At 34.5% G+C, this 23,472-nt stretch carries 15 protein-coding genes; 9 read left to right on the forward strand and 6 right to left on the reverse strand.

The features are described from left to right. Positions 1–7: 7 nt before the first annotated feature. From DR980_RS13725 to DR980_RS13765, 8 genes are all read left to right on the forward strand, one after another. Positions 8–1,672 carry a RagB/SusD family nutrient uptake outer membrane protein gene (locus tag DR980_RS13725; RefSeq protein WP_113637255.1) on the forward strand — a complete coding sequence of 555 codons (1,665 nt, stop codon included), beginning with the start codon at positions 8–10 and terminating at the stop codon, positions 1,670–1,672. A 55-nt stretch (positions 1,673–1,727) separates the two neighbouring features. Next, positions 1,728–2,990: a YdcF family protein gene (locus DR980_RS13730; protein ID WP_113637122.1), complete on the forward strand. Its 1,263-nt coding sequence runs from the start codon at positions 1,728–1,730 to the stop codon at positions 2,988–2,990. A gap of 9 nt (positions 2,991–2,999) precedes the next feature. Next, a complete protein-coding gene (locus DR980_RS13735) occupies positions 3,000–5,066 on the forward strand; it encodes a glycoside hydrolase domain-containing protein (protein ID WP_113637257.1) in 2,067 nt (688 codons plus the stop codon). A 1,244-nt stretch (positions 5,067–6,310) separates the two neighbouring features. After that, entirely contained in the window at positions 6,311–7,405 is a 1,095-nt protein-coding gene (locus DR980_RS13745; RefSeq protein ID WP_113637127.1) for an SGNH/GDSL hydrolase family protein, read from the forward strand. After that, complete coding sequence (locus DR980_RS13750) at positions 7,395–8,774, forward strand: sialate O-acetylesterase (protein ID WP_113637129.1); 1,380 nt, start codon at positions 7,395–7,397, stop codon at positions 8,772–8,774. The genes DR980_RS13745 and DR980_RS13750 overlap by 11 nt, the downstream gene beginning before the upstream one ends. Before the next feature lie 139 nt (positions 8,775–8,913). After that, positions 8,914–11,208, forward strand: coding sequence for a beta-glucosidase BglX (gene bglX, locus DR980_RS13755; RefSeq protein WP_113637131.1), 2,295 nt, complete (start codon positions 8,914–8,916; stop codon positions 11,206–11,208). Positions 11,209–11,333: 125 nt separating this feature from the next. Then, entirely contained in the window at positions 11,334–12,290 is a 957-nt protein-coding gene (locus tag DR980_RS13760; protein WP_113637134.1) for an aldo/keto reductase, read from the forward strand. A 552-nt stretch (positions 12,291–12,842) separates the two neighbouring features. Beyond that, positions 12,843–13,985 (forward strand): glycoside hydrolase family 26 protein, encoded by a 1,143-nt coding sequence (locus DR980_RS13765; RefSeq protein ID WP_113637136.1) that lies wholly within the window; start codon positions 12,843–12,845, stop codon positions 13,983–13,985. 434 nt (positions 13,986–14,419) lie between these two features. Here DR980_RS13765 and DR980_RS13770 read toward each other — a convergent pair whose 3' ends face one another. From DR980_RS13770 to DR980_RS13795, 6 genes are all read right to left on the reverse strand, one after another. Further along, positions 14,420–15,709 (reverse strand): glycoside hydrolase 5 family protein, encoded by a 1,290-nt coding sequence (locus DR980_RS13770; protein ID WP_113637139.1) that lies wholly within the window; start codon positions 15,707–15,709, stop codon positions 14,420–14,422. Positions 15,710–15,845: 136 nt separating this feature from the next. After that, positions 15,846–17,087, reverse strand: coding sequence for a glycoside hydrolase family 26 protein (locus DR980_RS13775; protein ID WP_113637141.1), 1,242 nt, complete (start codon positions 17,085–17,087; stop codon positions 15,846–15,848). Then, positions 17,080–18,282: an AGE family epimerase/isomerase gene (locus DR980_RS13780; protein ID WP_113637143.1), complete on the reverse strand. Its 1,203-nt coding sequence runs from the start codon at positions 18,280–18,282 to the stop codon at positions 17,080–17,082. The genes DR980_RS13775 and DR980_RS13780 overlap by 8 nt, the downstream gene beginning before the upstream one ends. Positions 18,283–18,284: 2 nt before the next feature. Continuing rightward, complete coding sequence (locus DR980_RS13785; protein WP_113637146.1) at positions 18,285–19,478, reverse strand: glycoside hydrolase family 130 protein; 1,194 nt, start codon at positions 19,476–19,478, stop codon at positions 18,285–18,287. A gap of 24 nt (positions 19,479–19,502) precedes the next feature. Next, positions 19,503–20,894, reverse strand: coding sequence for an MFS transporter (locus DR980_RS13790; protein WP_113637148.1), 1,392 nt, complete (start codon positions 20,892–20,894; stop codon positions 19,503–19,505). Between the two features lie 32 nt (positions 20,895–20,926). Beyond that, positions 20,927–22,072, reverse strand: coding sequence for a glycoside hydrolase family 26 protein (locus DR980_RS13795; RefSeq protein WP_113637151.1), 1,146 nt, complete (start codon positions 22,070–22,072; stop codon positions 20,927–20,929). Between the two features lie 262 nt (positions 22,073–22,334). On the opposite strand from DR980_RS13795, the gene DR980_RS13800 reads away from it, so the two are divergent. After that, positions 22,335–23,213, forward strand: coding sequence for a helix-turn-helix domain-containing protein (locus tag DR980_RS13800; RefSeq protein WP_113637154.1), 879 nt, complete (start codon positions 22,335–22,337; stop codon positions 23,211–23,213). Positions 23,214–23,472: the final 259 nt, after the last annotated feature.

The raw sequence follows: 23,472 nt of genomic DNA on the forward strand, positions 1-23,472 counted from the left end.
AAAAATGATGCGAATAAAAAACACAATAAAAATAGTAGCTTTTTTAGCTTTAGGACTTCAAATAAGTTCATGTTCTGATACATTTCTAGAGGAGGTTACCTATGGCGAGGTGGATCCATCTGAGATGACAAAGCCAGCTAATGTAGAACGCGCCATTATATCCGCTTACAGCGTTTTAAACGGACAAATTGACGGAGCCACAAACGCTCTTAATTCTCCAAGTTCGAATTGGAGTTTTGGAGATGTCACCTCGGACGATAGTTACAAAGGCGGAGGCGGAACTGGAGATCAGAACAACATTCACCAAATGGAAATTTACAATGCGAACTCAACGACGCTTGATATAGAACGCAAATGGGTGGCACTTTATGAAGGCGTGAAACGTGCAAATGAAGCTATGCGATTATTAAATGCCTCTGCAGATTTTGAAGCCAGTTTAAAATCCAAACGAATGGCAGAATTACGATTTTTGAGAGGTCATTTTTATTTTGAGTTGAAAAAGATATACAATCGTATTCCGTATATTGATGAAACGGCAGCTACAGTGGCTGATTATGCTAAATCAAATACGACTTTAAGCTCAGACGAATTGTGGACAAAAATCGAAGCTGATTTTCAATTGGCGTATGCTGATTTGCCGGCTACACAATCAGAATTAGGACGACCAACCAAGATTGCAGCTAAATCCTATTTGGCTAAATGTTATGTTTTTCAAAACAAATGGCAATTGGCTTATGATGCTACGACTGAAATAATGAATAGTAATTATGGCTTATTGGCTGATTTTCAACAAATATTTTTACCGGAAAATGACAACAATAAGGAAGTGATTTTTGCAATACAACTATCTGTAAAAGATGGCCAACCTAGTTCCTACAACGGTAGTATAGGAGATCGTTTGTCAGCACCTGGAGGCCCATTTTATTCTCAATATGGTTTCCATCGTCCGACACAGAATCTTGTAAATGCCTTTAAAACTGACGCTAACGGTTTGCCGTTAGAAAATAACATCAATGTTGTATCCAGTGATAATGTAGATCCACGTATTGATATCACGATAGGCCGTCCCGGAATTCCTTATAAAGATTTAGGTATTTTATACCAAGACAGCTGGGCGCGAGATTTGGCAACTTATGGCGCCTTTGCTCCTAAAAAGCGAATTGTTTCCGCTAAATCTGCTTTCCATGTTACCGTTTGGCCGTATGTAAATGCTCTAAATTATTATATTATTCGATATGCTGAGGTTGTTTTATGGAGAGCAGAAGCAGCAGTCGAAATTGGAAAAATTGATGAAGCTCGAACGTTAGTGAACCAAATTAGGAACCGTGCCGCAAACTCTCTTTATGTAAAAACGCTAGATGGAAGCGCAAATGCAGCGAATTACAATATTAAACCATATACTGCTATTTGGACTGATAAAACTGCTGCAAAAGCAGCGGTGCATTTAGAAACCCGTCTGGAATTGGCTATGGAAGGTCACCGTTTCTTTAATTTAGTTCGATGGGGAGAAGCAGATACAGTCATCAATACCTATCTCAACACAGAAAAAACGAGAAGAACCCACTTAACCAATGCCGTATTTACCAAAGGCAAAAACGAATATTTTCCAATACCACAACGTTATATTGACGCTTTGCCGGCGGGTACAGTAACCCAAAACAGTGGCTTTTAGAAATTAAACTAAATTGGGCAATCGAAATGGTTGCCCAATTTTTTATTAAAAAAAGATGAAAAGAATAATTTACATACTAATTGCGCTTGTATTTGTTTCAAGCTATAGCCAAAAAGGGAATGGGTTTGAACTGGATTATTCCTCTTCTAAATCAGGTTCGTTGATTCAGGACAAGAATTTTTATTTGTTGACGGCTATTCAAAATGAAAAAGCCGTCACTGAATTAATGGAGAACAATGTTGTTTTCAAAACCATTTTTAAGAATCAGCAACAAGAGATTGGTTCCAAACTAAAGTCTTGCAAAGACAGTCTTTCCTGCTTGGTTAATGGGTATCAATTTAAGGAAAATGAACTCGTTAGTATTGAAGAGGAACTTCGGATTTTGATGAAAGATAAAAAGGAGTTGCAAAATTTTGTAAAAAACAATTTGCGTCCGTCTGGAAAATACGAGAATTTTAAAAACAGTACCGATACCGAATTGCTCGTAAAAGCATGGCAACTTTGTGCTCAAGGAATGAATCGCATTATGAAGGTTTATGGTCTTGGCGAAAGGGCCCAATATGCAACAATAGATTCTGTTTCTTATGATGTTCAGTCTCAGTTTTATAAAGGTTCTGTTTTTATGTGGTCAGATTTTTTACATAATAAAAAGCCTAAAATAAATGCGTTGTTTTTTCAGGAAAGCCTGGATTTCAGTTTATCGCTTTTGTACATGAACCATCGCGATGAGGTGGCTCGCTATGAACCTTTGGAGGAAAAGGAGAATAAAAAAGCAATTGCCCTTATAAAAAAAATCAATTTTAATGCTTTTGAGTATGCGTCTATTCTAATTTTGGGTAACGGTCCGGAAAATTATCAAGACCGATTGTCCGCTATTGGAAAATTAAACTTACAATTGGGAGTATTGGAATATGAAGCTAAGAAAGCCCCGTTAATTATTGTTTCTGGAGGTCATGCCCATCCTTTTAGAGCGGCGTATTGTGAGGCTATTGAAATGAAAAAAGAATTAATGAACATCTACAATATTCCTGAAGAAAATATCCTGATTGATCCTTTTGCCCGGCATACCACAACCAATTTGCGCAATGCAACCAGATTGATGATTGAGTATAAAATGCCACTTGACAAAAAAAGTATAGTCGTTACGAATGTGAGCCATAGCGACTATGTAGGAAATCCAAATTTTAATGCGCGTTGTATGGAGGAATTGGGTTATTTGCCAGCAATTATTTTAAAAAGACTAAATTCGACAGCATTAGAATTCCTTCCCAATGTGAATTCCTTGCATCAAAATCCAATTGATCCCTTAGATCCGTAAATGTGTACCATGAAAAAAATATTTATTTTGGGACTTGCAATCTTAGCTGCAGCCTGCCAGACTTTAAAAAATAATGTTGCCAATGAAAGGTCGGCAGTGGAAAAAGTGAATGTCTTTTTGGGTACTTCTGGCGATCATGGCCAAATGTCCCCATCTGCATCTTCACCCTTCAATATGATGAGTATTGGGCCACAAACTTATCCTCACATTCATTCGGGTTACGAGTATCTGGCAAAGAAATTCCTGGGGTTTACCCACAGCCGTATTGAAGGAGTGGGCTGTATGGGAAGTGGAGGCAATCTGTTGATCAAACCTATTTTGGACAGCGATGCCGAAACGCTATTGCTCAAAAAACAAGAATCAGCTAGCCCAGGTTTTTATCAGGTTGCATTCGAAAATGGAATTCAGGCTCAAATGAGTGTCAAACATAATTTTGGCATTCATCAGTACAAATTTCCAAGAAAAGGAGCAGGCCTTCATATTGATTTATCCCACGCTTTCGTCAATCGATTTGTTGCCGAAGCGCACGAAATTGGCACCAAAAGCATCAGCGGTTGGATTGATACCCAAACTACTTGTGATAAGGGAGTATACCGTATTTATTATGAGTTGGAATTCTCTAATTTAGCAACAATAACAAAAACTGCAGATCATCAGTATCGTATTGCAGCCATTGAAGATGCAACTGAAATGGAAGTTCGTGTTGGTTTTTCTTCCGTGAGTACGGATTTAGCCAAAGCAAAAATAGAAACGATATCCATAAACGACTTGTCTGTGCAAACCACTGCAGCATGGAATCACCATTTGAACAGAATTGAAGTTAATGGCGAAAAAGATCGGGAAGATTTATTCTATTCGCTCTTATATCGAGGATTACAAGCTCCGTTTTTAGTTTCGGAAACTGATGGAACTTACAAAGCTATTGATGGTTCCATTCAAAAAGCTACAAGTCCTATATACAACGGTTGGGCCATTTGGGATAATTATCGCGAGCAATTACCCATGCTTTCGCTGGCTTATCCGGAGCGTTTTGGTCCCATTGTAAAATCTATTGCTAATTTATATCCTTATGGGAAAAATAATTGGGCCACAAAATACGAATCCTCACCCACTGTGCGAACGGAACATGCGATTGTCGTTTTATTGGACGGCTATAAAAAAGGATATCCTGTAGATTTTAATACCATCAAAGATTCCTTAATAGCAGAAGTGGACCGACTGGAATACACCTCACCTGATAAGGCTTTGGAGTCTTCGTATGACAGTTGGGCACTTTCGGAAATACTGAAAATTACCAAAGACTCTGTATTGAGTACCAAATATTTGAATAAAGCAAAAGACTATAAGCGCTATTGGGAAAAAGATTTTGCCGATTTATCCCAAAAAGATATTGATAAAATGCCCGCTCGCGGGATGTATCAGGGTACGGTTTGGCAATATCGCTGGTTTGTTCCTTTTGATGTATTAGGACTGAAAAAATTAACAGGCGGAGAAGTTTCTTTTTTAAAACAATTGGATCAATTTTTTGCCGAGGACAATTACAACCATGCGAATCAGCCGGATTTACAAGTTCCCGGATTATATAATGCAAGTTCCCAACCTTGGAAATCACAAAAATTATTTCGGAATATTATGTTGGACACCGTGGTTCAGACTTATTTTAATGACAATAGCAAAGGCATAGATTCCTATATTGGAAGGATCTATAAAAATGAGTCTCAAGCTTATGTCCGCACTATGGATGATGATGCTGGAACCATGTCCTCTTGGTTTGTACTTCGAAGTATAGGGCTGTCTCCGGCAAACATAGGAAGCCCGATTTACTATTTGACAGCTCCGGTCTTTGAGTCTGTACAATTAAATTGGGAAAACGGAAAATCATTTCATATTCGAGTGAGCAATTACAATAAAGAACATTTCTATGTTCAATCGGTTCAATTAAACGGTCAGTCTTTAAATAGAAATTGGTTGACGCAGGAAGAAATCAGCAATGGTGGAACCCTAGTCATTGAAACGGGAGCATTACCAAATGAAAAGTGGGGAAAAGAGAATCAGTGGATTTCAGCAACCGAGTAATAAAATGGATTAATAAATTCTTGTCAGTTTTTTTAAAGATTCACTAGCCATAAGGTGAGAAGCTTAGTTGAAAGAGAGGCTTCTCGCATTTATTTATTAGTTGCAATAGCTATTAAAACTAATTATTTTTGACTGGTTTAAAACAATTTTCATCCAATTATCAATGGTTTAACCTGTTTGATTTTTAGGCAAGTGTATTGACAAAATTCCTCGATTGACACAAACTCATTTTGCAGCTTATTTAGGTCCTTTCTTATTATTTGGAGTAGTCTAATGCATTGACGATAATTTTTCCTGGTTATAGATTTTAGATCTTTAGGGTAGATGCACAATCTCTTGTTTTGGGTTTTCATACTCTATTGATAGATTTTTTTTTGACTTTTATAACTTTAAATCCTTTTAACTAGTGTTCGTACAAGGCATATAGGTATTAAATAAGATCTTTGATTCAGAGGCGAAAATTTATTTGCATTAAGAGATTTAAATAAATAGTCAATACTATTTTTAGTATGGCTATTGTATCGCAAATTTTTTTTATGTTTTTACATAAGCCACACCTTCATTAAAAGAAGCAAGAGTAATTTTGTGAGCTAAGAAGTTGAATTAATTAGTCTAGTTTTTTTTGGACTATATTTAAATTTTTGATTCTACAATAGGTATAAGAATTTAGGAACTTAATTATGGGAAATTTATTCAATCATCGTTGTGCAGTTGCTTGATTTCAAACTTTTTATTCTTAAGACTTAAGGGGAAATATTTGCGAGGTGTCAATTATTATGATCGCTTTTAGTTTGTCAAATAAAAAATAAAGACGAATAACACTCTAGCATTTTACAGATCTGTATAGTAAATTCGATAGCAATCTTTTGCACGGTTTTAAACTTTTGGCTGGTCTTCACTTTAAAGCTTCAGACGTTCCATTAAATATTGTAATTATAAAAAGTAAATAGTCGGTGAAAAAAATCGGATAATTAGAAGTGTATGTATTGAAGCAGTCTGCGTATTATTTTACAAAAATATTCGTTATAATAGAAATTGATTCAAGCAAAAGCGCCTCGAAAAGAGTCCGACGCAGTACGGTGCGATTTCGGGGCGGCGAGCCTGTATCAGTGGTTGCTATGTTTTAAATAGAAAGAATTTAATATACTTATACGCAATTATTAGATTGTAAATTGTTATTATACTATCAATTCTAAAAATATTAAAAAGTTATTTTTACTTTATTTTAATTTAATTTTTTTTGAATGATACTAAAAAATTTTTTGTTACTTTTTTTTCTATACTTTGGTTTATCCTGCTCTTCCCAAAAAGATAATATAAACGATACTTTTCATTATGCTGGAAGAGTAGAGTTACAAGAGAATAACAAAGTATTATTAATAGCTTCTGCTTCCTCAGTTTCTTTTGAATTTGAAGGAAGTACTTGTATTATAAACTTGCAAAGTGTCGATACTTATGAGCATCATAATTTTGTTTCATTAGAATTAGATGGTGAATATATAGGAAGAGTTCGAATTGAAAAAGGGACAGCCCAAAAAATTCCTATAACTATTACAAACAAAAATAAAAAGCATCATTTAACCATATATAAAGCTACTGAAGCGGCAAATGGAGCCGTATTATTCATTGGAACTACCGCTAAATTAGTAGAAAGTATAGCGCCAAAGAAAAAGAAAATTGAATTTATAGGTGATTCTATTACTTGTGGTTTTGGCAATGATACGGCTGAAATTCCATGTGGAACTGGGGAATGGTATGATCAACATAATGGGTATTGGGCATACGGACCTATAGCGTCACGAAGTTTAGATGTTGATTATGTATTGAGTGCTGTATCAGGATTTGGGATGTATCGCAACTGGAATGATGAGCATAACGACGAAGCTATTATTCCTGATGTTTATGAAAATTTATATTTAAATAAAGACAATTCTAAACCGTACAATTTTGCTTTTCAGCCGGATTTAGTGAGCATTTGTTTGGGAACAAATGACCTTTCTGATGGAGATGGAAAAAAAGAAAGATTGCCTTTTAATGAAGAAAAATACGTATCAAATTATATTGCTTTTATCAAAACGGTATACAAACATGCACCTAGAGCTAGAATTGTTCTATTGAATAGTCCTATGGTTTCTGGAGATAGAAATGTAGTTTTAGTACGTTGTTTGAAAAAAGTAATTGAGGCTTTTGAGCATGACACACAGCATAAAACGATTGCATTATTTGAATTTCAATCGATGAAACCAAACGGTTGTGGCTTTCATCCTGATATTGCCGATGACAAAATAATGGCCGACCAATTAATTCCTTACTTTAAAAAATTACTTGATGAAAAATAATCTTCTTGCCCTAACTCTTATAGTACTGTTGTCAAATACTGTTTTCTCAAATGTGACGCTTCCAAATGTGTTTTCAGATAATATGGTGTTACAGCGCAATACCGAAGTTACTATTTGGGGTTGGGCAAATCCACAGGAAGAGGTGGTGGTCACGCCAAGTTGGAATTATCAAGAATATAAAATTAAAGCCAACAATCAAGCCAAATGGGAAATTAAAATTCCAACTCCAAAAGAAGGAGGGCCTTACACTCTAATTGTAAAAGGGTATAACGAAATCATATTAAAAAACATCCTAATTGGTGAAGTATGGATCTGTTCAGGACAATCTAATATGGAGATGTCAGCAGCTTGGGGAATTGAGAATGGAGATGAAGCAGTAAAAATGGCAATGAATCCCAACATCCGATTTTTTACGGTTCCAAAATTAACAGCAACATCACCACAAAATAATGTGCCAGGAAGTTGGACCGAAAGTACTCCTGAAACCATGAGAAATTTTAGTGCTGCTGGTTACTTTTTTGCAACGCGATTACAAGAAGAATTAAAAAATGTACCAATTGGTTTGATATCATCCAACTGGGGAGGAACGCCGGCAGAGATTTGGACACCAGAAGAAGTAATTCAAAATGATGCTGTTTTACTAGAAAGTGCCAAAACAAGAAAAGAAGAAACTTATGGTCCCAACCAACCGGGACGCGCTTTTAATGCAATGATTTATCCGCTAATAGGGTATAAAATTGCAGGTGTGATTTGGTATCAAGGGGAATCAAATGTTGGATCTGTAGTTTACGATAAAACATTTTCGGCTTTAATTGCTTCGTGGAGAAAATTATGGAATTACGAGTTTCCTTTTTATTATGTACAAATTGCTCCTTATCAATATGGTGATGATCATTTTGGCGGAGTAGAAATTAGAAATGCACAACGTAAAGTGTTGCAAGAAATTCCTAATACCGGAATGGTACTTACTACTGATATTTCACCAATTGATGACATACATCCTAAAGATAAGAAAACGGTAGGAACTCGATTGGCTAATTTAGCGTTAGTAAAAATATACAAAACCAACTCAGACTTAGTTAATGGACCACTCTATAAAGGCATTAAAATAGAAAAGAATAAAGTAATTATTGCTTTTGATTATGCTGAGGGATTGCATTTTTCAAATAGAAAATCAAATCAATTTGAAATTGCAGGTGCTGATAATGTCTTTTATGTTGCAGATGCAAGTATAAAAAACAATGCTGTTTTATTGAACTCTAACAAAGTTCCAAATCCATTAAAAGTTCGTTTTTCATGGAAGAACAAAGCACAATCTGATTTATTCAATAAAGCAAATTTGCCTGCATCGTCTTTTATAACAGAATAGTAATAGGAAATTATGAGTGCGTGAGGGATATTAGGCGATATCCCCGTAACGGAGTGAAGAGATAAAGCTGTATAGCCCGACCCGAAGTTTTCACGAAGGGTCACGCCAATAAAAAAACCAAACCAAACTAAAATAAATAATGAACACAAAAAAATTAATTACCACGGGGATTTTTACCCTGATTACCATTGGAACTATGAATGCACAGAATAAATCTTATTTAGATAAAACAAAGCCTACTGAAGAACGTATCGATTTGTTGATGAAACAAATGACCTTAGAAGAAAAAGTGGGGCAAATGAATCAATACAACGGTTTTTGGGAAGTAACTGGACCGGCTCCAACGGGAGGAAATACTGAATTGAAATACAAACAATTGCGCGCTGGATTAGTTGGATCCATGTTATCTGTTCGTGGAGTGAAGGAAGTAAAAGCGGTACAAAAAATTGCTGTAGAAGAAACCCGTTTAGGGATTCCATTAATCATAGGGTTTGACGTAATTCACGGCTATAAAACCTTGAGTCCAATTCCGCTTGCCGAAGCAGCGAGTTGGGATATGGAAGCGATTAAGAAATCGGCTCAGGTTGCTGCAGCCGAAGCATCGGCAGTGGGAATTAACTGGACTTTTGGACCTAATGTTGATGTATCACATGATGCACGTTGGGGTCGAGTAATGGAAGGAGCGGGTGAAGATGCGTATTTAGGAAGTAAAGTTGCAATAGCTAGGGTTACCGGTTTTCAAGGTGATACTCGAGCTGATTTGCTAAAAGTAAATACGATTGTGGCATGTGCCAAACACTTTGCAGCTTACGGTTTTGCCGAAGCAGGGAAGGAATATAATACTGTGGATATTAGTAATTCTAGATTGTATAATGAAGTATTGCCTCCATTTTATGCTGCTAAGGAAGCAGGTGTTCGTACTTTTATGAACTCATTTAATATCTTAAACGGGGTTCCTGCTACAGGAAATGCTTTTTTGCAAAGAGATATTTTAAAAGTAAAATGGAACTTTGACGGATTTGTGGTTTCAGATTGGGCTTCGGTTCGTGAAATGATAATTCATGGTTATGCAAAAGATGGTGCAGATGCCACACAAAAAGCCGTAACAGCAGGATCTGATATGGATATGGAATCCTCTATGTATGTAGTTGAATTGGCAAAATTAGTTCAAGAAGGAAAAGTAAAAGAATCATTAGTTGATGATGCCGTTCGTAGAATTTTAAGAGTGAAATTTGAATTGGGATTATTTGATGATCCGTATAAATATTGTGACGAGAAACGTGAAAAAGCTACAATTGGTAATAAAGCCAATAATGAAGGAGTTTTGGACATGGCCAAAAAATCGATCGTGTTATTGAAGAATGAGTCTAATTTACTTCCGTTAAAAAAATCAGGACAAAAAATTGCTTTAATTGGTCCTTTGGCAAATGATAAAAACAGTCCATTAGGAAGCTGGAGAATTGCTTCTGATGATAATACTGCAGTTTCGGTATTAGAAGGAATGCAAAAATACAAAGGGAATCAGTTGACTTTTGAAAAAGGAGCTGATTTGACTATAGGTAAAACTGCATTTATCGAAGAATTGGTTTTCAATACAACTGATAGAACTGGTTTTGCTTCAGCTAAAAAAGCGGCAGCTAGTGCTGATGTGGTAGTTATGGTATTAGGAGAACATGGATTTCAATCAGGGGAGGGACGAAGTAGAACAAATCTTGATTTACCAGGTTTGCAACAAGAATTATTAGAAGAAATTTATAAAGTAAATCCAAATATTGTTTTGGTTTTAAACAACGGAAGACCCTTAGCTTTACCTTGGGCAGCAGCGCATATCCCTACTATTGTTGAAGCTTGGCACTTAGGGACTCAAACTGGAAATGCGGTAGCTCAAGTTTTATATGGGGATTATAATCCAAGTGGTAAATTACCAATGTCATTCCCAAGAAATGTAGGGCAAGTACCAATTTACTATAACAATTACAGTACAGGAAGGCCAACTAATGGAGAAGGAAATGTGTTTTGGTCTCACTATACGGATGTTGAGAAAACGCCACAATTTCCTTTTGGTTTTGGATTAAGCTATACAACTTTTGAGTACAAAAACTTAAAATTAGATAAAACTGCTATTGCTTTGGGAGAAGCGGTAAAAGCATCTGTAGATGTTACTAATACAGGAAAGTATGATGGTAAAGAGGTCGTTCAATTATATATTCATGATGAGGTAGCAAGTTTAGCTCGTCCGGTAAAAGAACTGAAAGGTTTTGAATTAGTTGAATTGAAAAAAGGGGAAACTAAAACGATAACATTAACATTGACAGACAAAGAATTAGGATTCTTTGATAATAATGGAAATTACCTTGTAGAACCAGGGACTTTTAAAATCATGGTAGGTGGAAGCTCAGACAAAGGTTTAGAAAGTCGTTTTGAGATAAAATAATTTTATATAATTTAATATTTAAACCCGACAGCTTAAGAAACAGGTCGGGTTTATTTGTATTATAAACTTATGAATGCGAATTTTACGAATGAGAAAATTGAAAAGCAAATCTTTAAATTAATACAATGGAATACAATAGATGCGGAAAAAGTGGATTATTATTGCCACAAATTTCTTTAGGATTATGGCATAACTTCGGTTCAGTAGATAATTTTGAAAATGGGGAAAATATTGTCAAAGAAGCTTTTGATAAAGGAATAACACATTTTGATTTAGCCAACAATTACGGACCAATACCAGGTTCAGCAGAGACTAATTTTGGTAAAATTTTAAAGAATAATTTCCAAGGCAATTTGCGTGATGAAATGGTGATTGCTACAAAGGCAGGCTATAAAATGTGGGAAGGTCCTTATGGAGAATGGGGATCAAGAAAATACTTAGTAACGAGTTTGAATCAAAGTTTAAAGCGAATGAACCTCGATTATGTAGATATCTTTTATTCGCATCGTTATGACCCAAATACGCCTTTAGAAGAGACTATGAATGCATTAGACTATGCAGTACGAAGCGGAAAAGCGTTGTATGCGGGGATTTCTAATTATCCAGCAGAACAAACGAAACAAGCTACTGAAATTTTGCAACAATTAGGGACACCTTGTTTAATTCATCAAGAAAAATACTCCATGTTTGTGCGTACCTGTGAGGAAGGTTTACTGGACGTTTTAGAAGATAAAGGAGTAGGATGTATTGCTTTTTCACCATTGGCACAAGGATTACTGACCGATAAGTATTTGAAAGGAATTCCAGAAAATTCTCGTGCTTTTAATCCTAATGGTCATTTACAATTAGATGAAGTATCTGATGCGAAAGTTTTCAAAATAGTGGCTTTGAATGAAATTGCAAAAAACAGAAATCAATCTTTGGCACAAATGGCTTTGGCTTGGTTGTTAAAAGATAACCGAATCACTTCGGTCCTAATTGGAGCGAGTTCAGTAGGGCAGTTAAACAACAATATTGATAGTTTGCAAAATCTTGCTTTTACTCCAGATGAGTTGAATGAAATTGAGCAAATTTTAAAATAAACAAACGCTATCCCGTAATTACCAGATGTAAGATCAAAAACTAAGGCTCCGTTTTTTAGAATTGGAGCCTTTTTTAAATTTTAGGGTAAATTGATTTAAAACGATACCTAATTTTGAGTTAATGTCTAATCAACTGTATTAGTTGAAAATTAGTCTTTAAAAAAGTGCATTTTGGTAATTTATTTTAAATGTGAATTAGAGTTGGTTTTAAAAATTATGGATTGGTTTTTAAATGTTTTTTTCTTTTTTCACCTCGTATGGAGTTGAGTTAAATATGTTGTCGATTTAGGGGCGGTGATTGCTTCTTTGGTTACCTATCACTCATTTATAAATGGAGTAAAAATAAAACAAATAAAAGCCAAAAATTTGTATTTTTTGACTGTATCACAGGCTTGTTAACTTGAGTAATATGCTTGTAAGATTGGTAAAAATTCTAGATGAAAAATAATATCCACAGGTGTGATATTATCTGAGAATCAATTGATAAAAAAAGTATCATTATATTTATGTTTATAAGCTTAATTTTCACAATTCAAATAAATATTTATAATTATGAATAAAAAAGTATTTTATAATATTCTATGCACAGTAACCTTTTTATTGGTAGGAAATTTTGTTTCTGGTCAGATCGACAAAGATGCAACTAAAGAAACCAAAGCCTTATACAAAAACCTGAAAGATATCTCTAAAAGGAGCATACTTTTTGCACATCAACATGCTACTGAATATGGCCATGGTTGGAGTGGTGATGCCAATCGCTCTGATGTAAAATCGGTTACGGGATCATTTCCTGCAATGGTAGGTATCGATTTTAGCGGATTATCTGGGAGATCAGAAGCAGATATCGAAAAAACTAAAGAAGACTTAAGAAAAAATGTTGTAGATACCTACAATAGAGGTGGTGTAACTACAGCTGCATGGCATTTTTCAAATCCAGCTTCTAAAGATGGGTTTTATTGGAAAGAGGGGGTATCTTTAGCTTCAATGTCATTGATCAAGCCTGGAGGTTCAAAACACGAAGAGTATAAAAAAATTCTAAAGAATATTGCAGATTTTGCTAATTCTGTAAAAGGGAGTAATGGCAAGTTGGCTCCTATAATCTTTAGGCCTTATCATGAATTTGACGGAGAATGGTTTTGGTGGGGAAAACCGTATACCTCTCGTGAAGATTTTATCGCCGTCTGGCAGTTCACAGTTTCTTACTTAAGAGATACTTTAAAGATTCATAATTTCATATACGCATTTTCACCCGATAACAAATTTAATACGGAAGAGGAGTTTTTAGAGCGTTTTCCTGGTAATGATTATGTGGATATGGTAGGGATGGATAATTATGGTGATTTTGGAAGAGATGGGAATTATAATATTGAAAGAGCTATAAAGAAGCTTAAAATAGTTTCAGACTACGGTATTAAGAATAATAAATTAGCGGCGTTAACAGAAACTGGATTAGAATCGATTCCAAATCCAATATGGTGGACAGAAACTTTGCTAAAAGTATTGAAGTCTGAAAACATGCAATTGTCATATGTGTTAGTTTGGAGAAATGATACACAAAGTCCAACACATTATTATGCGCCATTTCCCGGGCAAGATAGTGCTCCTGATTTCTTGAAATTTTATAATGACCCCTTTACTATTTTTGAAAAAGATTTAAAGAAAATATACAAGCGTAAATTTTTAGGAATATTCTAATTTTTCAAAATACACTGTCCAGAGCTGAAAGAGGGATAGTGGACTAATAAAAAATAAAAAGCATAATTTTTTAAACAGTAGTAAACCAACGTTAACTACTGTTTTTTTGTGTTATAAGTTCTTATTTTGATTTTAAAATTAACCCATTGGTCATAATTCGAAAAATATTTCTTTTTATTAATGATTTTGGAGAAAGAATTCTTGCTGCAAAAGTAAATTTAAAACTATGTCCGGAACAATAAAAAATTCATGAACTGGAAAAGACTCAAAATGTTGAGTTGGAGCGAGAGATATTAAAAAAAGCAATAGGTGTTTTTGCCAATAGCGGTCGATAATTTATAGTTTCATTAAAAATCGGAAGTGCTAAAAAATAAGAAGGACGACATTAAAACCTATGTTTTTATTTTATGAATTTAAAATAGTGGGCTACCTTTCTATTTAAGTTTCAAATTATATTCTTTTACCAATTCCAGTGTTAATTTGTCTGTCGAGAAAACAGTATTCAAACCTTGTGGTTCTTGCGGTGGATCAGTAGTAAAAGGGTCACCAACATTCCATTTTCCTGAAGTATTAACAGCTTTTCCTTCGCCGCCAAAACCCCAAAAATTAACACCCTGCAAAGTCTCATTATTGCTGCGACTTAAAACTAATTTTTCAAATAAAGCATTGTAAAATGCGTTTCTATCCAATACCGAGGAATTTGTTAGTAGGCTTTCATTGGCTCTTGGTAATCCAAATTCTTCAATAACAATGGGGCGACCTAATTTTTTGGCTACTTCGACATGCTCGTTTATGTATGCTGTAGCTTTTTCAATCGCAATTGGCAAAGTAGTTTTTGCGTCTTCAGCGTTGAACCAACCCCAGTTTTTTGGCCAGATATGCATAGTTAAATAATCAATTTTCGGATTCATATGCGTGCGTTCATAGGTAGCCAAATCATCATTTGATCCCGCTTTACCTTCAGAACCTGTCGAAATCAAATGATTGAAATCTAAACTATCAATCAAATCAACAGTTTTGTTCAACCAAGCAGTAAATTTTTTTTCGTTTTCGATACTAAGAACACGGGGTTCATTGCCTATTTGCCAAGCCATAATCGCATTGTCTTCAGTATATTTCTTGTTAGTATAGGCATTTATTCGGCCCAAAATATATTTTATATGATTTTCAAAAGCCACCATACAAGGCTCACAACTGTGGTACTGTTTCACATAATCCATGAATTGAGGCCAAGAGTTGGGTTTAATGTTTGGATTCGGAATTTTGCCGAAGCCGTTCCATTCTAAATATTGCGACATACCACCTGACCATTCCCAGTTGTTGTTGAGGTATAAAACCGCATACATGTTGCGTTTTCCCATTTCAGCAATCAGGAAATCCAAACCATCCAGCAAATCGGCATTGTATTTTCCTTGTTCGTATTGCAAAGCCGGACTAACGGTATAATCATAGGTTCCACCATCAGCACCCACTAAGATTCTTAAATTGTCAATACCATTTTTCTTCATTAAATCCAGTTCGCGAAGTAATCGTTTACGATCACCCACTTTTTTGGAACCTAGTAAACTGCCATACCAATAATTAGCACCCACATACGAATACGGTTTGTCACCTTTGAAAAATTGCGTCCCTTTTACGGTTATTGGCGCTTGTTTTTGTGCTGAACAAACAGTTGCAGAAGCACAAATAGCGAGTAGCATTATTTTTAAAACTAAATTCCTCATATTTTTTTATTTAGGGGATATTTCCAGCTATACTTTTTAATCTTTTATTTTTTAAAGAAAAAAATAAAAGGATTTACACTGCTATCTGGGCTAGGGCAATTGTTGTCGTCAAATATTTATAGGTTCCTTTGTATGCCTAATTTGGTAATACATACATTTTAGGCAATGTATTTACTAATACCGACTTTGGTTTACTGGTAAAACTTGTGAAGTCAGGTGCATTTGACAAAGAAGGAGTTGGCACATAATAACCATCTCGAGTATTGTTCCAAAACATTACAAAACTAATCTCGACATTGTTTACAGTTAGAGCATTATATAAATAATTAGAGAACCATCCAGATATAGGAGTATTTGTAGTTGTTACTTGGTAACCAGTTTCGGTCAATGCGGCAATTTTTACCTTGCTTTTAGCTAAATCGGAGACCATTTTCAATTTTGAATTGGCTCTGTCTGAACCGGGTTGTCCTTGATTGTTAAAATCACCATAATTATCCATACCTAAAACATCAACAAAAGCATCGCCTGGATAGCGACTCAAATAATTAGCTGATGTTGTGTATGTATTGTCAGGAGAAAATGCATACAATACATTGTGCAGGCCTTTACTGTTTTTAAGATAATTGACAGTAAACTGAAAACCAGTTTTGTAATCCTCGGGTGAGCAATAATCAGCACCCCACCAAAACCAATTTCCGTCAAACTCATGAAAAGGTCTAAAGATGACAGGGATTAACTCACCATTGCTTCCTTTTAAATTAGAAATTACCGATGCTATTTTATCGAGTTTTAATTTATACCAATCATGCTTTGAGCCTCCCGGCAAAATACTTTTGAAAGCAGTAGCTTTTTCGGCTGCACTCATGTCATTAGCATAGAAACTGTCCTCTTTGTTTGGCTCTCTCAAATGCCAGCAGAAAACATTAATCATACCTTTTGCGTAAGCTTGTTTGGCATCTTCCGTAATCATTTTTTCTTGTTGGTAAAACCAGTTGTCGTTTTGACCCGTATTATTTTTGTCGGTAATAAACATGAAGTCAGAACCTAATAGTGCAGGATCATTTCCGGTTGTTTTTTTGATGTCGGACATTGACGATGAGCCATTGTTGTAAAAAGAATTGAATGCATCTTGTTGTCCAATGGCAAATTTAGTTTTAGCAAGTTTCTTTAGATTGTAAAATAAAGCAATCGTTTCTGCTGTAGCGCTAGCATCAACCATATATGTTTTTACATTCACGGTAGTTAAAGCATCTGTATCAGAAACTGGTGTATTGACTGGTGGCGATACAATCGTATCAGGAGTATCAAGACCTGAAGAGCAGCCTGAAATAAAGAATGTAAAGCAAAGTACTGGGATTAAAAGATATAATTTATTCATTTTTAATTGTTTTAATGCGGTTAATGATTTCTATGCAAGCACGACCATTGTGATACGGGCATTTCCAGAAACCAGCTTTGTCTTTTTTTATTACTGAATAATCAGCATTAATCCCCCAATACCATTCTCCATTTAGGGTATCAAGAATGTATGTTTTAACAAAATCCCAATTTTTTAATACAATATCTAAATAGGCTTTATCACTTGTTAATTGATAAGTATTAAAAAAACCTATCATCAGTTCTGCTTGTGGCCACCAGTGTTTTTCGGCAATTAATTGATTGCTTTCTGGGTCTAATTCATACCATAAACCGCCATCTACATCAATTCCTTCTTTTGTACTGTTAGTGAGTTGAATAGCGTGTATTTTGTAACGTGCAATCATTGTAGCGTCTTCTGAAATCTCGGCACATTGTAATAGGAGCCAGGCAGCTTCAATGTCATGGCCATAAGAAATTACATCGGGTTTTTCTATCCAGTTTTCATCAAAAAATAGCTTTAAATGCCCCGTTTCTTCGTTTATAAAATGAGTGTCGATAACCTGTAATATTTCGATGATATCTTTTTGTAAGGTCTCATCTTTCCACACTTTGTACAAATTAGCATATGCTTCGACGATATGCAAATGGGTGTTCATTGTTTTCTTTTCGTTAGCATCTTTATCGCTCAAGCGTAAATCAGTAATGATTTTCCAATCCCGTGTAAAAGCTTCTAGATATCCTTTGTTTATTGGATCATAACTGTGCTCTTGAATCTTTTTGTACAAATCAATGGCTACTTCTAGTGCTTTCTCCTCTTTGGAAACAGCATAATATTCAGTCATACCATAGATAACAAATGCTATTGCATAGATTTGGTTTTTGGTGTCTTTTGGAGTTCCATCGGAATGAAGACTCCAAAAAGTTCCACCAAATTCCGTATCATAAAAATGTGATAATATATAATCAAAAGCTCTTTTTGCTATTATTTTATGTTCTTCGTTTTTGGTTATTTTAAAAGCTGATGAAAATGTCCATAGGATTCGTGCATTTAAAACAGAGCCTTTTTCGGCATCGATATTAATAATTTCATTAGAATCAATTTGACCAATGAAACCTCCATTTTTGGTATCCATAGTAAACTTCGACCAATACCAAAGGATAGAATCGAGTTCAGTAGTAAGTTCTGACTGTAATTGATTTATAGGTGTCGACACGTTTATGAAATTGCTTTGTTTTTATCTACTAGTCGAATAATAGTATTCACAGAACCTGCTGATGTAAAAGTATCTTCGGGCGTGTTTATGACATAATCAATCAATTTATCAACGGATGAAACGGCAACATGCATTCTTGTATCTGAAGAGGCATAATAGATATATACAGTTCCGTCGCTGTCTTCAATCCAACCATTAGAAAACACTACATTTGAGACATCGCCAATTCTTTCTATTCCTTCAGGAGCCATAAAGTGTCCTGCAGGTTTATAGATTACTTTTGAAATATCATTTAAATCTGTCATGAACATATATAGTGTATAACGCAATCCTGCAGCAGTATTTCTTACGCCATGTGCTAAATGCAACCAACCTTTTTCTGTTTTTATTGGAGCTGGTCCTAAGCCATTTTTAAGTTCATAAACAGTATGGTATTGTTTTCCGTAGATGATAGCTTCGTTTTGTACAATTGGATTTGTCATATCGTCAACATATCCTAATCCTACACCGCCACCGTTTCCTATGTCAATAAAACCGTCTTGTGGACGTGTGTATAAAGCATACTTTCCATTGACAAACTCAGGATGTAAAACTACATTTCGTTGTTGTCCTGTATTTGAAATTAGATCTGGTAATCTTTCAAAATTAATTAAATCTTTGGTGCGAACAATTCCTGCATTGGCAATAGCGGAACTAGTATCTCCAGCGGGGGCTTTTGGATCTTTTCTCTCAGTACAAAAAATGCCGTAAATCCAACCATCTTCATGGTTGACCAAACGCATATCGTACACATTAGTATCTGGTTCCTCGGTTTGGGGTAAAACACATGGTTTCTCCCAGAATTTAAAATTATCTAATCCGTTTGGACTTTCGGCGATTGCAATAAAAGATTTTCGATCGAAACCTTCTACGCGAACGGCAAGAATAAATTTATTTTCCCATTTTATAGCACCAGAATTGAACGCAGCATTAATGCCAATTCGTTCTAGTAATAATGGATTTGTATTCTCATTTAAATCATATCGCCATTCAATAGGAGTATGGCTTGCTGTAATGATGGGATTTTTATAACGAACGAATATACCGTTGCCAACAGATGACTGAGATTCGTTTTTTTGCTCGATAAGCTGCTGAAATTCATTTTCAATTTCAGCTTTTCTTTTTTGGAAACGGGTAATTACTGTTTTTGTATTCATAGTTGAAAGTGCTAGAATAAAGTATTAATTAGTTAAATTTCTTTTGCTGTTAAGTTCCTGTTCAATAATCTGTAATTTTTTTTCTGTTAGTGGGTAAAACACAATAAATAGTACTGAAATCACAGCGGCTAACGCTGGAAGTATACTAAGCATGAGTTGGATTCCGTTTTGTGTAACCGCAGTTTGTTCAATATTTGCTTGGAATCCGTAGTATGCCAGTAGCCATCCTGTCGCTGCACCTCCGATGGTCCATCCAAATTTTTGAGACATCGAAGAAGCTGAAAATACAAGTCCTGTAGCGCGTCTTCCTTGTTTCCATTCTGAATAATCAGCACTATCGGCATACATTGACCATATCAAAGGAAAGATACAGCCCGCACAAATGCTTATTAATACTTGGAAAATCATAATTAGTAAAACTTCTTCTTTTCCAAAAAAGTAAAAAATCACACTCAAAATCGCAGCCAAAGACATTGCTCCCAAAAAGGTGTTCTTTTTGCCAATTCTATTAGCAATTGGCGTTGCTGCAATTACTCCAATTATATTTGCTGCTTGTCCCAAAACCAAGTAAAGAGAAGTTGGTGTCATCGCAAAGGTTTCTCCAAAGAGATTAAAACTATAATTTACCGTATTGCTGACATAGTATTTGAAATAATAAACTGCTGCACCATCACGGATAGAATTAAAGATTAATGCCCCAATTCCTGCACCAAGAAGAATCCACCAAGGTTTATTTTTCCAAAGATCTCTTAGGTCTTCTTTTAAGTCAGTTTTTTCATCTGAAATTGGTTGGACTCTTTCTTTGGTTAAAAAAAAGCAACCCCAGAAAAAGAAAGTAGTGATAATTCCAAAGATTATAATGGTGTACAACCACCCTTTTTCTGAATTCATGTTGCCACCAAAATAATTCACCAAAGGTTCGATGAGCCATAACGCTAATAAACTTCCTGCGAAAGCAAAAACCATTCTATACGATGAAAGAGTAGTTCGTTCTTTTCTATCGGATGAAAGTACTCCAAGTAATGAGGCATATGGTACATTTATAATAGAATAAACCATCATCATTAGTGAATAGGTAATGTAGGCGTAGATTATTTTTCCTTTTTCATCAAAATCAGGTGTATAAAAAGTTAGAACTCCGATTACTGCAAAAGGGATTGCAGTCCATAAAAGATAGGGTCTGAATTTTCCCCATCGCGTTTTTGTACGGTCAGCAATTATTCCTACTAGTGGATCAAAACAAGAATCCCATATTCTAGTTATCAGAAACATAGTTCCTACAACTGCTGGTGCCAAACCAAAAACATCAGTGTAAAAAAACATGAGATACATACTGAATATTTTCCAGAACATGGAGGAAGCAGCATCTCCTAAGCCGTAACCAACTTTTTCTTTTATACTAATTTTATTGTGCATTTTTTAGGGTTTATAGGTCTAGTTTTAATAATTTATTTTTGATACAGGTTTTGTTTTGCAGCTTCTTTTTCAAAGAAAGTTCGATCAAGATTATAAAAATCTACGAAGTCTTTTTCGCTAATCTGTCCTTTATAAGGTGCATAGTAGTGCATTTTTTGTTCTTTTTCCTGCCATCCGTGGTTTCTCCATACTAAGACATAGGAAATTTTGTAGTCACCTATGGCTTTCATGAGCGTATTAGTCCACCACTTATCATAAGGAATCGCTTCATAACCAGTTTCAGCAAATGCCATTATTTTATTTTGCTCTTTCGCAACTTCATTCATTATTTTAAATTGATTTTGACAATTTTCAACAAAGGAGTTATCTCTGTTAGGATTAGTGTATTGGTATTTGTCAAAGCTCAAGATATCGGCATAATTAGAACCTGGATAATATTCTAAAAATTCATCCTTCGTTTTAAAATCAGCAGTATTGTAGACATAAATTAAATTATGTACTCCTTTTTTTTGTAAATAATCAATGGTGAATCTCCATAAAAGTTTGAATTCATCAGGATTCCCGTTGTTCTTACACCACCAAAACCAATTTCCTGTTAATTCATGGTAAGGACGATACAAGATTGGAATTTGTTTACCCTTCCTATCTTTTAACGTTAAAATGTATTTTGCAGCTTCATCAAGCCAAGATTTGAATTTTTCATGGCTTTCTCCTCCTGGTAAAGCAGAGACTAAGGATTTTGGAGTGGTATCCCATGCGTTATTTCCAGTTAAAGGATTGTCTAAATGCCAACTTAGTGTTACAACGCCGCCTCTTGTGTGAGCATCTTTTATAAATTGCCTCATTTTGTCAAAAGGAACACCGTCAATATTAGTTGTAGATTTTTTTTCCAAGCCGCCCAGATCCCATCCGTAAACTGCAGGATAATCTCCGGTAACATCTTTTACATCACTTCTTTTCGTTTTGTATTTCCAGTTTACTCCATAAGCTAGGTCGTCTTGATGCCCAAAAAGAATTCCTTTTTCTACATTTAATATCAATTTTTTGTATAGTATTTTGGTTTCTGCTGTCGCATTTCTATCAGTGAGAGACGATTTTGTATCAATATTTTGCACTTTTGAAGAACAGGATGTCGCAATGCTAGTGCAGATAAGAATCAAATAAAATATTTTTTTCATTAGTAGTCAGTTGGGAGGGTTGTTTTTTTAGATACTTGGTTTTTTACAATACAATCAGCGCTAAAATATGTAAAAATTATTTTTAGTACTTTAACTGCTAAAACTATAAAAATAGTGTGTAATAAAAATGATTCATATTTAATATTCATATTCTTTTAAAAAAAATGATAATTGTATTTTCAAAGATAATTGCAAGACTCGCATTTAATTAATATTATTTTATCAATTATATATCATATTATTGCAGGTAAAAAAGAACGATATGAGCAATTTAAAGAATTTTTACCGAGAAATTCCACCATTATCGTCAGGCGATAGTTTTTTGGTATTTGACAGAGTAAAAGACAATTTTGACTTTCCGGTTCATTATCATCCTGAATTTGAGATAAATTTCATACAAAATGGTAAAGGAGTTAAAAGAGTTGTGGGTGATAATATAGAAGAAATTGATAATATTGAATTGGTATTAATTGGCCCCAATTTATACCATGGATGGGAATTACATAAGTGTACAAACAAGCAAATTCATGAAATTACCATACAATTTCATAATGATTTGTTTGATGAGACTTTATTGTCAAGACGTATAATGAATCCCATAAAAGACATGTTTAATCGATCTATTCATGGTATTTTATTTTCAAAAAAAACTGCAGAAGAGCTTTCTTCAAGATTGATTAAAATTTCAAAGTTAGATGGTATGGATTATTTTCTTGAAATCACATCAATACTTTATGATTTAGCAAATTCAAGAAATCAAAGGTTATTGTCAACATTTACTGTCGATTACGACACTTTCGACGATTATGATAAAATGAAATTAGTGTATGAGTATGTTCAAAAAAACTTTGCGGAGAAAATATCTCTGGATGATGTATCGAATGTAGCGAGTATGACTAGTATATCGTTCAATCGATTTATTAAGAAGAGAACTGGAAAAACGTTTGTTAATTACATCAATGATATTCGAATTGGTTATGCTGCCAGATGGTTGGTAGAAAAAGATCTTAGTATTTCAGAAATAGCTTTTAAATCAGGCTTTAATAATATTGCAAATTTCAATAGAAGCTTTAAGTCTATAAAAAAATGTACTCCAAGTCAGTATAGAGAGGATTTTTCTGGTTTGAAAAGAATTCTATAAGTAATTTGTTCTTGTTTTCCTATTACTACTTCGTTTGAAATTGAAATATATGTTACTGTTGCTCATCTATTAATTTCTTTTATGTCATTTTTTAGTCAATAAAATTACGTTATGTATAATTTATTTGGGTTATTATTTTGATATGTTTTACTATTTGTCTCTAAAGTAAAAATATTATCATTAAATGATATAATACTATTAATTTAATGTTTACATGTGTTATAGATTTGTTAATTATAAATCAAAATAATTAATATGC

The sequence above is a fragment of the Flavobacterium psychrolimnae genome (assembly GCF_003312425.1).
In the GTDB taxonomy this organism is placed as follows: domain Bacteria; phylum Bacteroidota; class Bacteroidia; order Flavobacteriales; family Flavobacteriaceae; genus Flavobacterium; species Flavobacterium psychrolimnae.

Excerpts from the sequence above, each read along its gene's own strand:
- DR980_RS13735 (WP_113637257.1), top strand. The coding sequence starts at position 3,000 with ATGAAAAAAATATTTATTTTGGGACTTGCAATCTTAGCTGCAGCCTGC.
- DR980_RS13750 (WP_113637129.1), top strand. The coding sequence starts at position 7,395 with ATGAAAAATAATCTTCTTGCCCTAACTCTTATAGTACTGTTGTCAAAT.
- DR980_RS13725 (WP_113637255.1), top strand. The coding sequence starts at position 8 with ATGCGAATAAAAAACACAATAAAAATAGTAGCTTTTTTAGCTTTAGGA.
- DR980_RS13790 (WP_113637148.1), bottom strand. The coding sequence starts at position 20,894 with ATGCACAATAAAATTAGTATAAAAGAAAAAGTTGGTTACGGCTTAGGA.
- bglX (WP_113637131.1), top strand. The coding sequence starts at position 8,914 with ATGAACACAAAAAAATTAATTACCACGGGGATTTTTACCCTGATTACC.
- DR980_RS13770 (WP_113637139.1), bottom strand. The coding sequence starts at position 15,709 with ATGAGGAATTTAGTTTTAAAAATAATGCTACTCGCTATTTGTGCTTCT.
- DR980_RS13775 (WP_113637141.1), bottom strand. The coding sequence starts at position 17,087 with ATGAATAAATTATATCTTTTAATCCCAGTACTTTGCTTTACATTCTTT.
- DR980_RS13800 (WP_113637154.1), top strand. The coding sequence starts at position 22,335 with ATGAGCAATTTAAAGAATTTTTACCGAGAAATTCCACCATTATCGTCA.
- DR980_RS13765 (WP_113637136.1), top strand. The coding sequence starts at position 12,843 with ATGAATAAAAAAGTATTTTATAATATTCTATGCACAGTAACCTTTTTA.
- DR980_RS13785 (WP_113637146.1), bottom strand. The coding sequence starts at position 19,478 with ATGAATACAAAAACAGTAATTACCCGTTTCCAAAAAAGAAAAGCTGAA.
- DR980_RS13730 (WP_113637122.1), top strand. The coding sequence starts at position 1,728 with ATGAAAAGAATAATTTACATACTAATTGCGCTTGTATTTGTTTCAAGC.
- DR980_RS13745 (WP_113637127.1), top strand. The coding sequence starts at position 6,311 with ATGATACTAAAAAATTTTTTGTTACTTTTTTTTCTATACTTTGGTTTA.
- DR980_RS13760 (WP_113637134.1), top strand. The coding sequence starts at position 11,334 with ATGGAATACAATAGATGCGGAAAAAGTGGATTATTATTGCCACAAATT.
- DR980_RS13795 (WP_113637151.1), bottom strand. The coding sequence starts at position 22,072 with ATGAAAAAAATATTTTATTTGATTCTTATCTGCACTAGCATTGCGACA.